Here is a 15997-nt window from a genome sequence, read left to right on the forward strand (position 1 = left end):
AGTCAGGAAATAACGCACTTGCTCCATCCGCAGACTGGACAGGTTGCACAGCCGCTTTCCATCTTCAGCTCAACCAGCTTTCCTTCCTTCTCGTAACACACTGGACAGTAGACTACCCCCAATAACTCCTTTATCTTCTCCTCTGGAATCTCCTGGGGCTTAGCCTGCCTCTGCTCCACCTTACTCGAGACTGGCTTATTCAGCTGGAGTGAGAAAGTCAACTGCTCGCTCCTGCCGTTGAGTATGTTGTCTATGTTCACAAAGTTCTTTATCCATGGCTCCTTCTCCACTATCTGGAGGAGGATCTTCTTTGCATATTCACTAGGCTTCGGCTTGAACCTCCTCTTCTTCTCACCCTCAACGCTATACACCTGGACGGAGAGTGAACCATCCCTGTAAACGGTTACACCCTTGCAACCAAGGAAGTACGCGAAGAGGTACGCAGCTTTTACGTCCTCAACCGTGGCTTCATTTATCATGTTGATCGTTTTGCTTGCGGAATCCGTAAGCCACATCTGGATGCTCGCTTGGGCCAAGATGTGATCGAGCCAGTGAATATCTAAGGCCGTGACAAATACTTTCCGCATATCCTCGGGAATCTCCTCTATTCCCTGCACTGAGCCGTAGTTGTCGCTGATCTTCTTCAAAAGTTCTTCACTGTAGAGGCCCCTCCTCTTAAGCTCGGCCTCGAAAACGGGATCGACGTAGTAGAACTCTCCCACGGTAACTGATTTCTTGTAGACTAAAGCGTACACTGGCTCAATTCCGCTTGAGGTATCTGCAATCATCGAAACTGAGCCTGTCGGCGGGCAGGTTGTTACCATTGCATTTCTAACGCCGTACTTCTTTATCTCCTCAACCAGCTTGTCCCAAGGTAAGTTCCAGATCTCCGGGTGGTAGTAACCCTCGACTGGGAGTTCGCCCCTTGGATAAGCAGACTTCTCGTAGAGTGGGAAGGTCCCCCTCTTCTTTGCTGCCTCAATTGAGTACTTGTAAGCGTAGAAGGTTAAGTACTCGGTAACCTTGCGCATGAACTTGAAGCCTTCTTCGCTGTTATAGGGTATGCCGAGTTTGAACAATGCATCGGCTAGGCCCATTATTCCAACGCCGATTCTCCTCGTGAGCTTGGTGTTGTAATCGATCTCTGGGAGAGGGAACTTGTTAACATCGATAGAGTTGTCAAGGTACTTCGCAACTTTTTGAATGACGTAAGCGTACTCATCCCAGTCGAAGTACGGCTTTCCGTTTTCATCGTACTTAACGAACTTCGCGAGGTTTATGCTCGCGAGATTACAGGATTCGTACTCGTAGAGAGGCTCTTCTCCACAGTTCTTGCTTATTATTCCGTTGGCTACATATTCGTGGACTTCCTTCATGGTAAGAGTATAGACCATCTGCTCTCCCGCTTTCTCAACGCTAATGACCTTTCTGCATTCACCGCCGTAAATTTCAACACAGTCTCCTTCCTTTAATTCCTTGAGCTTTACATAATTACCGTTAACTTTAACCTCGTGATCTTCATCTCCTATGAGCTCCCTCCCATCCTCGAGCACTATCTTTATTGTTGGCTTAACTCCAACTTTCCATACATAAGCCTCGACTGGCCTTCCATTTGATGCTATAATCTTAATAGGGCTCAGATACGCTACTTCCTCCCCGTCCCTTCCTAAGGCCCCTTTGTCAATGACCTCCAATCTTTCAATGTTTTCATTCTTGGCCAAGGTAAATAATTCCTCGATTGCAATTTCTCCCTTCTCTGTGAGCACTCTAGTGCTTCCGACGACACACGGGTTAGTAGCCCTTATCGGTCCACCTTTAGCCTCCTTAAGCACGTTTCTCCTGTTTACCACGTCAAAGAATATAACTCCTGGGTCAGCCTTGCTCCAGGCCATGAACGCTAGCTCCTCAAACAGGGACTTTGGATCTACCTCCCTAACGACCTCCCCAGTCCTGGGGTTTATTAGGGGGTACTTTTTGCCCTCCTTAAGGGCCTCCCAGAAGTCCTGCCAGATGCCAACGCTTATGTTGAAGTTAGCTAAAACGTTCGTCCCAATGTTCTTTTCCTTAGCGTGGATGAACTTTTCGATATCTGGGTGCCAAATCTCCAGAATGCCCATATTTGCGCCCCTGCGAACTCCTCCTTGTTTGATTACGTCACTAACGGCATCTATGAGGTGCATGAACGAAACAGGGCCACTATTGGACGTATAAATGCCGTTCCCTGTGAGAAGGTGGACATCCTCAACTTGGATATCGTAAACTCTCTGGACTCCAAGAGGTTCTATTTTGGATATCCTTACTGGGTAGAGCTTTGATAGCATTGTAAAGTACTCGACTTCCTCCTCATCAAGGCCAAGCTCATCCTTTAGCTCAAGTACTCTCCTTATGAATGCTCTGTGTGTAACTTTAGAGTTGTACGAAAGGAGTTTGTAGGTATTTTGAATCTTAGCCCGAATTTCGGGTCTTTTAATTTTGTATATGGCATTAAACGGGAAGGAGTACTTCTTGTTCTTTCCACTCTCTCCCAGCTCTGCTACTGCTTTTTCTCTGATTTTTGCAAGCTTAACGGACTCAGTAAGTTTTTCAAAAGCCTTTAGCTTCATATCCCTAGTCTGGATTCTGAGGGTGTATACCTTTCTGTGACCATTCTCCTTAGGCTCATATTCTTGTATGCTCGTAACAATTCCAAGTGCCATGAAGAGAAGCTGAGCCTCCTTAATGAAACGCTCTGAAATAGACTTAATGGCAATCCTATAGTGGTGGTCTATGGTTCCATCTCCATCAAAGAACCCAGCCAAGAATGCTGCCATGACGCTTGGCTTGCTCCGGAAGATTAATTCGGGAACCCCTATGTTCTCTGATTTGTCTTTGCTAAGCCCATTTGCCTCAAGGAACTTTACAATCTTTGTAGAAGGTATTACAAGTGTTACCTTATGCTGATCTTCTCTAACAAACTCCTTTGGCTCAATACCAAAGATCTCCACGAAGTACCTTTTTACTTTTTCTTTAATTTCTTCTTCGCTCGTGTTTAGGTATATTTCAATCTTCGAGTTCTTCCTTCTACCGTTCTCATAGTAATGCCTTATATGACCGTCTGCATAGATTATTCCAATTAGATACGCCAGCTTCTCATCGAGGATATTTGGTAGCTTAACATCGTGACCATTGCTTTTTAGCTCAACGTTCGTGTTGACCTCTACATATGGAGCATCAAACTCATCAGGCGCTAGGATGTAGATATAGTCGCCCTCTTTAAGTTCCATTAAAGGTTTAAGGACTGGATTACCATCTTCATCAAAGACTAAGAACTTGTGCTCCTTGGTGACTTTAACTTCATATCCATCTTCAGTAATAATCCTAAAGACCTCCATCTCCCCATTGTCGTATTTCTCCACTACTCTCTTGACTCCCTTATGGGTAATTATCTTTGGAGTAGAGTTAGTTTTCACGAGTTCCTCGATAGGAATGAATCCCCTGTCGGTCAGTATCCTGGTATCGCCAGTAAAACATGCTGCCCCAGTTGTAGTTCCAACTATATCACCCTCAGGCCTGAGCTTGGAGAAGTTCATTCCAGTACCGCCACCAGCCTTCTGAATCATCGCAACGTCGTGAGCAGCTTTCATTATGCTCTCCATGTCATCCTCTATCGGCACGACAAAGCAGGCTGAAAGCATCCCAAGGGGTCTTCCCGAGTTAATTAACGCGGGAGTGTTGGGCATGAAGACTTGGTTTGTCATCAGTCTGAAGTACTCCTCTATCTCCCTCTCGTACTTGTCGAACTCTCCCCTTTCAAGCATTCCCAGGAACTCGTCAATAGAAACCTTCATCTTGCCCTTCTCCGCGAGCTCCCTGTAGAGGTTGACCATCCTCTCGAAATGGTACTTGTTCAGCTTGTACTTCCCGATAGAATACTTCCTATCGAACTTCTCGAAGTTCTCGAGATAGTATTCAACCCTCTTTAAGTCCTGCTCATAATTACCGTCCTTGTCGAAAACCCTCTCATCGTACAGGAGATCAGGAATTACCGCGAGGATTGCAACCCTCTCAAATAATTCCCTGGGGCTCTCCACTATGTTCCCGTTCTCATCCCTCATTAGGTACCTCGATGCTAGAACCCTAAGGGCGTTTATTGAGAACCTTTTGTCTATCTCATCCAGCTCCTTCTTGTTGAGGATCCTCTTCTTTTCCTCCCTTATTTCAGCCTTCTTCTTTCTATAAAGGATGTAAGCCTTTGCAACTTCAAAGAGTCCTGCACGCATTAACTCCAGTTCAACTATATCCTGAATATTCTCTATGTGTGGTATTTTTCCATCATAGAGCTCGTTGATCCTCTTGACTATATTCTTCACGACCTCATCGAGCTTCTTCTCATCTCTGACTCCAACTTCCCACATTGCCCTTTGTACAGCCCACCTTATACGTGACTCATCGAAGGGAACTATTCTGCCATCACGTTTCATCACTTTTTCAACTGCCATAGGCACACCCCTGTCATTTTGTTTTTAAAAGGTAGTAATCACTGTAATATCATCAGCACCCAAAAAGTTGGAGGCTTAGCTATTATATCTTGCTATCCCTATCTTTGAATATAAGTCAAAAATGAAAAATAATATTTGGCCAAGAGATAGACAAAGTCTAAGGGAGATGCCGGTGAAAAATCTTCATATGAAAATCCTGTTCTATTGAGTTTCCCTTGCTATGTCATCTATTCTAAATATCCCCCTATCAAAAACATTCTTCCCAAAGTAGACATATCGTACCACAACGCTATTATTGAGATCTTGAGGCATGAAAAAGCTGTCCTTATTCTTAACGTTAAATGTTCCTTTATAGACTAAAGTCCCGTTGTCAAGATAACCATATAGCCCCAGCTTGACTCCCTTCGGATCAAGGAATCTAAGTACAATGCGTCCATTAGAGCCTTCAACGACAACGTTTGGATGGATGAACTTAAATATCTTCACCATACCACCGTCAGAATAAACCAACTTATACCCAGGATAAGAGTTAGTCGCCATCATCTTAACCATAGGAGTGTTAAAAGTCTTTGAATCAGCTAACACAGCGTAACCATAGTTAAAGTTCACGTAAGCGTACAAGTCAGCATTAGAATTGTATTCAATCCTATAAATTCTGTCCCCCATTTCAACGTACGCTTCCCTTGGCCGCCCCACTATTCCATTTGCAGTAATACGAACATCCCAACCATTACGAGATGGCACTGCGACAATGGTTATGTCCCCTCTTGTAAAAGTATACTTCTCAGATCTATACAGGAGAAGAAGCCTGTAACCTGTTACATTTGCAGTTTTAACCACGGCTTGGAACTTATATAAGATATTGTACGATACTATCACGTAATCCACACCAATATTCATTAGGCTCTTATTATTGACTAACCCCAAGTAGTACCTCGCAACAAACCTGCTTGGGCTTCCCTGGGCTACGGGGGCCCTTGTAGAGTAATAGGTTACCCAATGGCCATAATCCCACCACACTAGAACTATGTCGTTTACATTAGAATTCTCTCCCAGCCACGAAAGAGCATCTTCCCAATATTTATTCATTTCCGGCTTGAGGTTAAGCGTTTCATACATTCCATGCACTGAAGAAATTAAAATTACAGTCGCTAATGTTATGATGGCAATTTTCCTTTTACTTTTACTTAACTTAAGAGAAGAGAGACCAAGGGCAGCCATTAAGGATATTGCAACTGAGGCTAGGAAAAGAAATCTCGTCCAAATAATAGCCATGGGAACTAGTACTAATACCGTTCCCAATGTCAACAGGGTAAATACGTTTAGTCTCCTAAACCTAAGCGGATATAGGAAAGCCAACGCAAACTGAGGACCATATGCTATCCAGAAGTCTCTTAATGTAGTCCTCTGGGTCTCGGAAATTGGAGAGGTTAAAAATATTTTGTTTAAAAGGGTTGAAAATATTGAGTAGTACTTAGAATATAGTATTAAACCACCAACCACGACTAAAACCGTTAGCGTTATTGCCCTCGTCTTTACGTCTTTGAGGAATCTTGAGGCAAGAAGTACGATTACAGCCAGAAGGAGTACCAAGAGGACAATTTTGAAGAGATAATAAAGGAATATGTCATGCAAGAATCCAAATTCCAGCCCAAACTTCTTTGATAGGTAATTTCCCGTTCCCTTATTTTCCCCAAGCATTCCGAAGCCAACTTTCTCACCCAGAACACTTGCCAAGATTATAGAGGGTAAGATGAGGCTTATCGAAATAAAAGCATGGGGCAACATATCATCTTTTGATAACAAAAACGAACCAATTAATAGGAATACTGCATTCGCAAGTACTAAAATGAAAATCGGATAATACGCCTGCCAAAAAACTGAGGCCAAGGCGGGAGATATAAAAATTAAGGAATAAGCGATAATCCTTTCCCATGTGTTTCTAGATGATATTAAAAGGGAAAAACCGAAAAACGTAACTGAGTACCAGAACAACATATAGTTGTCGCCTCTATAGTAATTGGCCATAGATCGCATAATGTGTCCGAAGTTAAAAGCAAAGAGAAGTGAAAACAGTGCTGCCGTCTTATACCCATAAACCCTACTTAGGGCGTACGTAAAGAATACAATCGTTAGAACTCCAAATATTACAGGGGTTACTTTAAAAGCAAAATCAATGGAGCCTGGAAGTATTTTAGAAAGGTAGGCTGGAGTTGCCCAGAGGCCAAGAGGGTGAAAGAGCTTTACCTTCATCCCCCATGGGCCAAGGGCATAGGGGAAAAAGTTCACCCACTGGCCTTTCTCCATGCAATACAGGATGTACTTTAAGTGGAAATAAGGATCGTAACCGTACATATATTTCATCCTTAAAGGAACCAGTCTAACTACTAAAGCTAAAACTATACCTAGGATTGTCATATATCTATACTTGACCCTCATGGTATCACCCGCTAAGCACTTCATATACTTTCTTTAGGACAATCACGACAAATGTTGCAAGGAGAACTTCCACTATTGGAGTGATATTATCCTTTTGTTTTTTTGACATGTATTCCCCACCAACAGTTATTGCTACCAGAATTCCTATCAAGGACAGTGTTAGAAAAACATCCACCTTAGACGTCAAGAGGGCAGATAGAACGATCCAAACTGAAATAAAAGATAGAATGTAGTCACTCACATCCATTCGCTAATCCCTCCAAGTTTTTTCACGGTAATTCTAACTCTCTCACCAACAATCTCAAACCTCTCACTTTCAAGTAGTTGCCCACTGCCCTTTGCCAACCCCAAGAGAACTGAAGAGCATATTGGACATGCAACTTGATTACAGTTCTTAACTTGCCTCTTGCAAAATTCCATATTTCTAGGCTTCACATAGACGTAAAATGTATCACCGGCATCTTCTATATGGATACTTTCAGCAAGTTCTAGGAATCTAAGAACCGCAGTGCTAACACTTTCAACTTCTGAAACACTAGTTATTTCCCCCTCTAAGTGCTCCTCAAATTTTTCAACAATTTTACCCCCAGGAGGCTTTATTAATAAGCCCATCTCACGTTCACTACTTACTTCAGTTAAGAACACAGAATCCTCACTTAACTTACCTAGGTCTATTCTATAATCTTGAACTAAGGGAATAAAGATGCCACCTTCCGGTAAATTTTCATAAGGCGGTATGTAAACAGCATTTCCCTCTAATCCAAGATCGTTAATCATTTTTTTCAAGCTTTCCTGAACCGAAGTAACAACGAGATCTAAAGTATCCCTTCGAACGTACTCCTCAGATTTAAAGGCTAGAACAACGGCGCCAATTATCAAAGCAGCTAGTCCAATGTTAAGGGTGTCTGTGCCCATAATCACTGAAATTATAGTCACAAATATTCCAATTCCAATGATCGCCAACCCAGAGATTAAAACCCTCTTCATCGTCAGACCCAAGATCACTAACCCCCAAATATTTAAAAGGGTTATATGTTAGTGAGAGCGATGAGGAAAGTCCTTACTTCACTGGCAATAGTCTTACTCCTTATAACCCCAACACTAGCTCAAATTAGACAGGTAAAATTTGAAAGTGCCCTTAGAGATGATTCCGCGTTGTATGAGTTTTTCTCGACAATCTTAGATATCTCAGCCTCAGCTCTTAAAGATTTAAATCAGACCCAATATAGTAAACTTCAACTGATAATTAATTGGACAAAAGAAGAGGAGGAATTCTATAGAGCGAGAGGGGTTAACATAACATTAACTATGTACCTACCTCCCTTCGTACAGCTCTCAAAGGAGGTAGGGAATATAATCAAAGGTATTAATGATTTTAAAAAATTCTATAACCTTGGAATGTATACCAAAGCTAAGCTATCCCTGGAATTTGCATTTAATAACCTGAGAGACGCTAATGAGACCATTAAGAGCATCAAGAATATGAAATTTATAGTAAACAACAATACTAAAGCTTTAGATACCTCAAAAGTCGAAGATGCCCTTGACGATATTGAGAGGCTACTTAGATATTACCTAAAAATAGTATCAAGTAAAATAACAAGAGATAACACAACACTTGCCGTGTACGTTTCTAAGAAAAATCCCTACATATTTGAAAACGTGACTATATATGGATACTCCATCTTCCCAGAAGTGACTCTTCACATTGGGAATTACTCCGTCCAGGTGCCTGGAAACTTCTCTATAACTTATAAATTTACTAAAATTGGTTCTTATAGGGTCTATTTAACTGCAAAAGGCAAAAAGTCAAACACTGTATTAATCAATGTATCTAAGATACCATGTTCAATCATCGTGAATTCCCCCTCAGGTTATCCGAATTCAACGATAGTACTCAATGGAGTACTAAGAGATGCTCTTGGATTTCCTATTCCCAACGCGATAATATATGCAAACAATATCCAAATTAAAACGAATGAAAAAGGAGAATTCTCCATACACTACACTTTTCAGAACCCCGGAACCTACCCAGTAACCATTTTTTATCCAGGAGATAATGTCCATGAAAAATGCTCCAGGAGTACAAAAGTTAATGTACTCAAAATGCCTGTTCAAATAAGGATAGAAGGGCCCAGTAAAGCTAGAGTCGGGGAGCTAATAGAGATAACAGGAAATACTAGCGTTCCAGGAATTAACATTTCAATACTCGTCGATGGGAAAGAAGTCAAGAAATTTACAGCTCTGCATAAGTTTAAGATGACACTTCGGCTATCCTCCCCAGGAAAGCATGAGATAGTGGCAAAGTTCCCCGGAAATTTCCTGTACGCCCCCGCCGAAAGTAATGTTTTAACTGTTAGCGTCTATGTGGTAAAATATGAGGAAATAGCAGGTATGGCAATAATAACTCTTCTTGGCCTTTTACTTTATTTGAGGCCTCAAAAAGGTAAAAAGAAAATGGGAATAGTGATTAAGGAGCATGAGATACCTGAAATAGCAAAGAAAAAAGAAAATGAAGAAAGAAAGAGCCTCAGAGAGTGGTACAGGAAAACCTACCTTAAGCTTATAGAAAGGTACAAACTAAAAAGAAGCACTACTCCAAGAGAGCTGTTAGCTAAAATTGATGATGAAGTTAGAAGAGAGTTCAAAGATGCCACCGAAGTCCACGAAAAAACAGTTTACGGCATGAAGATCCCCACAAGTATCGAGATTACAAGATTCTTCAGGTCAATAGCTAGAACAATATTGACAATTATAATAGGTGAAAAACTATGAAGAGAGCATTTTACTTCACCCTACTCGCAATTGGGATAGCGATGTTAATAATGCCAGTATCAATCCCCATATTTCTTACAAATGCAGAATTCAGCATATTTAACACTGGGTGGAATGGATGCTCCGAATTTGCAAAACTCCTGTATAAAAAAGGAGATGTTATTCCCGTTTTTTCTCCATTTAACTCCTATAAGCTTGAAGACAAGAAAGGAACACTAATTATAATAGGCCCTGATATGAGTTATTCTCAGTTGGAAATTGTAGAAATTCAGAAGTTCCTAAAGAATGGTGGAACCCTTATATTAATTGATGACTTTGGGACAGGTAACCAGATATTGAAAGGGCTTAATCTCTCTATAAGATTCTCACCAAAAACACCAAAAGAGGTGTTTTATATTAAAAGTTCTTACTTTCCTGTGATAGTGAAAATCAAAGATCCAAACATAAGTGCCAACGTAAGTAAAGTTGTACTAAATATGCCCTCCGTGATTATTGGAACTAATGGATCCATGTTTACAAGCAGAATAACACTTCTTGGGAGGAACTTTAGAGAATACCCAATAATGACAGAGTTTAAATATGAAAAAGGTAGAATAATCTTATTCTCAGATCCCAGTGCCTTTATAAACGATATGATAAAATTTAATGCAAAATTCATAAATGTTTTCATATCCTTGTATGTAAAGTATCCCGTATATATAGACGAGGCTCACCATTCAAACATGAATTTCTATCAAGCGGGAACCTTAGTAATCAGGAGATCCCTAGATAGGAAAAAAGCCTTCTACGTTACAGCCCTTGTTGGAGTCCTTGTTTTATCTATAGAAAGTGGACTTGCCCTTAGGACACTTGAGGAAATCCTTAAAGCCGCGCTAAAAATCTTAGAAAGACTGTTTAAAGAGGAAGAGAAAAGCATTCAGGATGTTATAAAGAAGCTTGAAGGAGAAGGATATGATGGTAGAGTGCTAAATAGGATAATGAGTGAAATTAGTAGGTGGTCAAAATGGACGGAAGAAAACTCCTAAGCATCCTCAAAAAGGAAATACACAAGGCAGTTGTAGGAAAAGATGACGTTATAGAGCTACTAACAATAGCATTACTAGCGGAGGGGCACGTAATAATCGAAGGAATTCCCGGAGTCGCAAAAACTACAATAGCCAAGAGCTTTGCTCAGGCCCTTGGCCTAAAATTTTCAAGGATCCAGTTAACACCAGATCTGTTACCCGCTGATATATTAGGAACGGTGTACTATGATCAAATCGACGGGCTTTGGAAAATAAAGAAAGGCCCAATCTTTGCGAATATCGTGTTAGCAGATGAAATAAATAGAGCTCAACCAAAAACACAGTCTGCACTTTTAGAGGCAATGCAAGAGAGACAAGTTACAATTGAAGGAAAAACGTACAAGCTTGACAGACCTTTCTTGGTTATAGCAACAAAAAATCCACTAGAATTTGAGGGAGTGTATAATTTACCCGAGGCTCAGATTGATAGGTTTATGATGGAGATCAAGGTGGGATATCCAGATAAAGAGGAAGAACTTGAAATGCTTAGAAGGAAGGACAGAGGAGAATTCAGTGAAGTCAAGACAGTGTTTACAAAGGCTCAAATAATAACTGCTATAGAAGAGACTAAAAATGTAAAAGTTAGTGATGACGTGCTGAGATACCTCTATGAGATAGTTACAAGAACGAGAACAGATGAAAGACTCTTAATTGGAGCATCTCCCAGAGCATCGGAGCATCTCCTCTACGCATCTAAGGCAAAAGCATTTCTTGAGGGAAGAGACTACGTTATTCCAGATGACGTGAAGAGCTTGGCAATTCCCGTTCTCGCACATAGATTAATGGTTAAAGCAGAATATGAAGTAGAAGGTGTGAAGGGAGAAACTATTGTGAGGGAAATATTAGAAAAGGTAGAGGTGCCCATATGAAGAGAGAGCTTTATATCTGGACGCTTATATTCCTGGGAATCTTTCACTCTTACCTTGTGGGGGATATACCGCCAGCAATTTTCGCATTTACATTATTTTTATATATGTATTATTCAAAGCTAACATTCAATCCGAATATTGAAGTCAGGATTTGTAATAACTCAGTATCCATAGAGGAGGGTAAAGATATCGAAATTCCTGTTTTCTTCAGGGGGAAAGGAATAGTAAATGCAGAATTTGAGGGGGAGTCTGTAGTTAGCGAAAAAATACGAGTAAGAGTAAAAGGACAGAAGGATGTAAAAATTAAAATTAGACCAAAAAGAAAGGGAATATACGAGCTCCATCTTAAAGTAAAGGTAGAGGATTTCTTGGGTTTACAAGTTCAAGAAAAGATATTTTCAGGAGTTAGAGTTGAAGTCGTTCCTTCAGTAGACTCAATAAGAGAAGCTGCAAAAGAAGAGTATAGACTTAGATTAAAGGAAAGGTACAAGAAAGGAGTTATAGGAACCGAGAGCCTTGAGTTTTACGGCCTCAGGGAGTATATTCCTGGGGATGATATCAAGAAGATTGACTGGAAGGCCTCAGCTAGACTAAAGAAGCTCATAATAAGGGAATTTTTGAAAGAAAAGGAGAGTGAGGTCTACATAATTTTAGACCAAAGTAGAGAAATGAGAAAAGGAAAAATTGACTATGCATCAGCCCTAGCATTATACATAGCAACAATGTTAATTCGGAACGGATATTATGTTGGCCTTATAAAATACTGGGAAGGAGGATATAAGAGGATCCCCCCAGGAAGGGGGGAAGGTCATCTTAACAAGATAAGAATGGAAATAAAATACAAGAGGGAAAGAGGCATTCTTAGCTTAAGGGCAGAGATAAAAAAGGTAAGCACAAAAGCTCTAAATTTCCTTAGGAAATCCTTCAGAAAAAGAAAAGGAATATGGGAGGCCCTCCTTGAAATAAAAACTCCTTCATATATAATTATAATTTCTGACCTAACAAGTCAAACATCACGACTTTATGCCTTATTATCAATAATTAGGAAGAAGCACAGAATAATAATCTTATCCCCAAATCCTGTTTTATTTTATCAAGGAGAGCTCAATGAGGAGACACTAAGAAAGCTTTACAGGAGAATGAAAGAGAGAGAAAACTTAATTAAAAAATTTAACGCCCTTGTCCCAACGATAGACCTAGGGCCAAGTGACTATGGAAAAGAAGTCCTTAGGGTGATAAAATGATAGGTCTCGCAGCCTTATTAGTAGCAGGTCTGATGTTAAAAAATCCCGCTCCTTTACTTCTAATCCCTAGCTATCTCGTTAAAAATAAGGATATAAAATTACTCATATATGTAGTATACTCCATAGTTGCGATGGGAACAATAAGCACAGAGATCCTCGAAGGTATTTTTATGTTTGTTATACCTTCAATTTTTGCTTTATACGAAATACTAACAGAGTACAGACCATCTCACAAGGACATAATTATTATAGCCCTACTAATTGCGGGAATTATTTATAGGCCACTTTATTATTCAGGGATATTAGTGGGAATGGGGGTTCATGCAAAAGGGGGAGAAAGAAAAGCCCTTGCCAAGATAGGGCTGATGTCCCTTGCTGTGGGCACGATGCTGGGAATATCTGTTATGCTAGGAGCAGACCTTAAGGATACTGCCCCGATAGTCATTAGTTTAGGGATACTCATCGCAAGCTCAAGATTTTTAACTCTTGAGTAATATGAAAGGACTTATATAATCCCCGTATTTCTCCCTTGCTTTCAGCAATCTTTCCTTTTCCTTTTCAAGCTCCTTAAAGAGCTCCTCCGGGATATTGTCTAAAGGTTCGTAGATCTTCCATATCCTCTCTATCTTGGCGAGCAACTCGGGAACCCTTATCTTAAACTGCTTCTCATAATCTTCTTTACTGTACTCCTTGTTTAATACCTGCTTAAAGAGAACCTTAAGGTCATCGTACTTTGGAATGTATCCTATTGGAGTTTCAATAGCCTCTACGTCACCGTGAACTCTGAGCTCCATCCACTTGAGCCATACCGCCTTATCAAGCTTCTCGTTTAGCCATTGACCGTTCTCTCTGAGGAAGTAGTTTACTGCAAATATCTTTGGAGTCTTCTTTAGCTTCCTCCCAAACTCTAGGTAGTTCCTGATGTAATCACCTATGTGCACACTCAAAAAGTCAAGGATTGACATTGGGTTAAAGGCTCTGACTCCTTCTTTGCCCAGGGTTGCTGCTGTGGTTTCGCTCTCAAGTGAGGCTCCCATCGTTATTACACCGTGTTGCCAGTTAAACGCCTCCCTAACCGGAGGCCACGTATCTGGATCTCTTCCACCAAATATCATTCCGCCAACCTCAACCCCACATGGGTTTTCCAAAGCCTCTCTGTCAAGGTTTGGAAAGGCCTCAAGCCTAACCGTAAACCTAGCGTTCTTGTGACTTGGAGGTATCTCCTTGCCCTCCTTATCCTTCTTCCCACGCCACCACTTTCCGCTGTGGTTCTCTCCCTCATCAGGAATTGGAATTCCCATTCCATTCCAGTAAGGCCTGCCGTCCTTGACAAGGACATTAGAGAATATAATCTCGACTGGAGAATGAAGGACTTTCCATATAATTGGGTCATCCTTTTCGTTTACTCCCTCAATTATTCCGAAGACACCAATTTCAACGTTTACTGCCCTAGCCCTCCCATCTAGATTCTTTATGAAAACGAGGTCATCACCAACTATGTTCTCCCATGGTATCATTGCCGTTGATGTTTTTCCACACATGCTTGGGTAAGCTCCTGTAAAGTAGGTTTTCCTTCCATTCGGTCCATTAACTCTCATCAGGAACATGTGCTCACTTAGCCAGCCTTCTCTAACGGCCCTTTGAATTGTAAGTCTGAATGCCAATTTCTTCAACCCTATAGTGTTTCCACCATACTGAGTGTTCGCTGAGTAAACGGTTTCATCTACCAAGTCAATGTATATCCTTCTTTTGTCAAGGTTCTTGCTCGTCTTCCTCTCATCGAGCTCTCCAGCAGAATGAACGAACTTGAGGAAGTTTCTTGTTGGCCCCATCCTTACAAACTCCTCATAACCCTTCCTGTACAATAGGAATTCAGAGTGTGCGACGTAAGCCGAATCGGTTAACTGAACTGCAGGAATCGTAAAGACAGAATTCTTTGGGCCGAGTACAAAAAAGCATATAAAGAGTTCTTTGCCCCTCATTATCCCTTTCATTATTTCCCTGATTTCCCTAAGGCCTTCCTCCCTGTCCATAGTGTTAAGGAACGGCAATGTTACTCCTTTGGGAACCAAGAGCTTAGTATTTGCCTTATCCCTCGCCTGGTCGTAGTAGTTGTCGTAATGGACGGTGTGCCTAGGCATTTCAAGCATCTTTTCCTCTCCATAATAGAGGGCCTTCCAACGGACGTACTCTTCATCTTCAGGTGAATCGGTGCAAACAAATATCTTGCTCGGTTGGAGCCATTCAATCCACTCCGCCAAGAATTCGTGGAGATAAGGGTTATCTATTCTTTCAATTTTTTCGAACTGCTCTTTCTCAAGGAAGTTTTTAAGCTTCTTGAGAGCGTTCTCCATTTTTCTCACCCTTGTTTAAACGTGTGCATTTTGACATTATTAAATTTATTGGCTTAAAATACATATTTTTTGAATCCATTTTGTCAGTTTATCAACTAGGCAAGTGTAAAAGAATTGATGGAACAATTCTGACCCAAAAGGTTTAAATCTGTTTATCAAAACTACCACCGGGTGTGGAGATTTGGTAACGAAAGAAGGAGTGGAGAAAGTCGTCGAAGAGATTATAGGAAAGAATGAGATAATTGAAAACTTAGAAGTTGAGAATGAAACCGTTAAAATAACTTTTAAGGAGAAGATTGATGATGCAACGCTTTTGAAAGTTTACAACAGAATAAAGGAGCTCGAGGGGGTTAAGCAAGTCGAGATTGGGTTTGTGAGAGAGAAAAAGAGTGAAGAGGATGTTAAATTAACCGAAGAGATGATTCTAGAGAAGCTTAAGGAAGTCATTGATCCCGAGATTGGGATTGATGTTGTCAATTTAGGCCTGATATACGAGGTAAGGGTAAATCCTAATAACACAGTATACATAAAAATGACAATGACCACCCCAGGATGCCCCCTAACCCTGTGGATCCTAAGGGCCGTTGAAGAGAAAGTCCTGGAGATCCCTGGGGTTAAAGATGTTGAGGTTGAGCTTACTTTCGATCCACCATGGACACCAGATAGGATGAGCGATGAGGCTAAGAGAAGGCTTGGCATGATTTAAGTTTATTCCTTTTTGAGAATCCCCCAAGTCCTTAGGGTAAGAATATAAGCCTTAGGGTAAGAATATAA

Annotated in this window: 11 protein-coding genes; 6 read left to right on the forward strand and 5 right to left on the reverse strand. The window is 40.9% G+C overall.

Annotated features, from left to right (window positions below; genetic code table 11):
* Positions 1 to 2 precede the first annotated feature (2 nt).
* The 4 genes from P8X24_RS10620 to P8X24_RS10635 all read right to left on the reverse strand — a co-directional run bounded on the left by P8X24_RS10620 (position 3) and on the right by P8X24_RS10635 (position 7904).
* Positions 3 to 4478 carry an adenosylcobalamin-dependent ribonucleoside-diphosphate reductase gene (locus P8X24_RS10620; protein WP_372916066.1) on the reverse strand — a complete coding sequence of 1492 codons (4476 nt, stop codon included), beginning with the start codon at positions 4476 to 4478 and terminating at the stop codon, positions 3 to 5.
* A 201-nt stretch (positions 4479 to 4679) separates the two neighbouring features.
* Positions 4680 to 6917 carry an oligosaccharyl transferase, STT3 subunit gene (locus P8X24_RS10625; RefSeq protein ID WP_372916068.1) on the reverse strand — a complete coding sequence of 746 codons (2238 nt, stop codon included), beginning with the start codon at positions 6915 to 6917 and terminating at the stop codon, positions 4680 to 4682.
* Positions 6918 to 6921: 4 nt separating this feature from the next.
* Positions 6922 to 7164 carry a hypothetical protein gene (locus tag P8X24_RS10630; protein WP_372916070.1) on the reverse strand — a complete coding sequence of 81 codons (243 nt, stop codon included), beginning with the start codon at positions 7162 to 7164 and terminating at the stop codon, positions 6922 to 6924.
* A complete protein-coding gene (locus P8X24_RS10635; RefSeq protein ID WP_372916072.1) occupies positions 7155 to 7904 on the reverse strand; it encodes a hypothetical protein in 750 nt (249 codons plus the stop codon). The genes P8X24_RS10630 and P8X24_RS10635 overlap by 10 nt, the downstream gene beginning before the upstream one ends.
* A gap of 60 nt (positions 7905 to 7964) precedes the next feature.
* Between P8X24_RS10635 and P8X24_RS10640 the strand changes: the two genes are divergently transcribed.
* Genes P8X24_RS10640 through P8X24_RS10660 form a run of 5 tightly spaced genes read left to right on the forward strand, consistent with a single transcriptional unit; the run spans position 7965 to position 13363 of the window.
* Positions 7965 to 9692, forward strand: coding sequence for a hypothetical protein (locus tag P8X24_RS10640; RefSeq protein WP_372916074.1), 1728 nt, complete (start codon positions 7965 to 7967; stop codon positions 9690 to 9692).
* On the forward strand, positions 9689 to 10717 hold the full coding sequence (locus P8X24_RS10645; protein ID WP_372916076.1) for a DUF4350 domain-containing protein: 1029 nt from the start codon (positions 9689 to 9691) through the stop codon (positions 10715 to 10717). Before P8X24_RS10640 ends, P8X24_RS10645 begins: the two co-directional genes overlap by 4 nt.
* Positions 10696 to 11625 (forward strand): AAA family ATPase, encoded by a 930-nt coding sequence (locus tag P8X24_RS10650; protein ID WP_372916078.1) that lies wholly within the window; start codon positions 10696 to 10698, stop codon positions 11623 to 11625. The genes P8X24_RS10645 and P8X24_RS10650 overlap by 22 nt, the downstream gene beginning before the upstream one ends.
* Positions 11622 to 12869 (forward strand): DUF58 domain-containing protein, encoded by a 1248-nt coding sequence (locus P8X24_RS10655; RefSeq protein WP_372916080.1) that lies wholly within the window; start codon positions 11622 to 11624, stop codon positions 12867 to 12869. Before P8X24_RS10650 ends, P8X24_RS10655 begins: the two co-directional genes overlap by 4 nt.
* Positions 12866 to 13363 (forward strand): hypothetical protein, encoded by a 498-nt coding sequence (locus P8X24_RS10660; RefSeq protein WP_372916082.1) that lies wholly within the window; start codon positions 12866 to 12868, stop codon positions 13361 to 13363. Before P8X24_RS10655 ends, P8X24_RS10660 begins: the two co-directional genes overlap by 4 nt.
* On the opposite strand, the gene P8X24_RS10665 is transcribed toward P8X24_RS10660, so the two are convergent.
* A complete protein-coding gene (locus P8X24_RS10665) occupies positions 13349 to 15223 on the reverse strand; it encodes a phosphoenolpyruvate carboxykinase (GTP) (protein WP_372916084.1) in 1875 nt (624 codons plus the stop codon). The two genes, P8X24_RS10660 and P8X24_RS10665, sit on opposite strands and share 15 nt — an antisense overlap.
* A 181-nt stretch (positions 15224 to 15404) precedes the next feature.
* Here P8X24_RS10665 and P8X24_RS10670 point away from each other — a divergent pair, with 181 nt between their 5' ends.
* Positions 15405 to 15929, forward strand: coding sequence for a metal-sulfur cluster assembly factor (locus tag P8X24_RS10670; protein WP_372916085.1), 525 nt, complete (start codon positions 15405 to 15407; stop codon positions 15927 to 15929).
* The last annotated feature ends 68 nt before the right edge of the window (positions 15930 to 15997 follow it).

This window comes from Pyrococcus kukulkanii, assembly GCF_041647995.1.
Taxonomy (GTDB): Archaea; Methanobacteriota_B; Thermococci; order Thermococcales; family Thermococcaceae; genus Pyrococcus.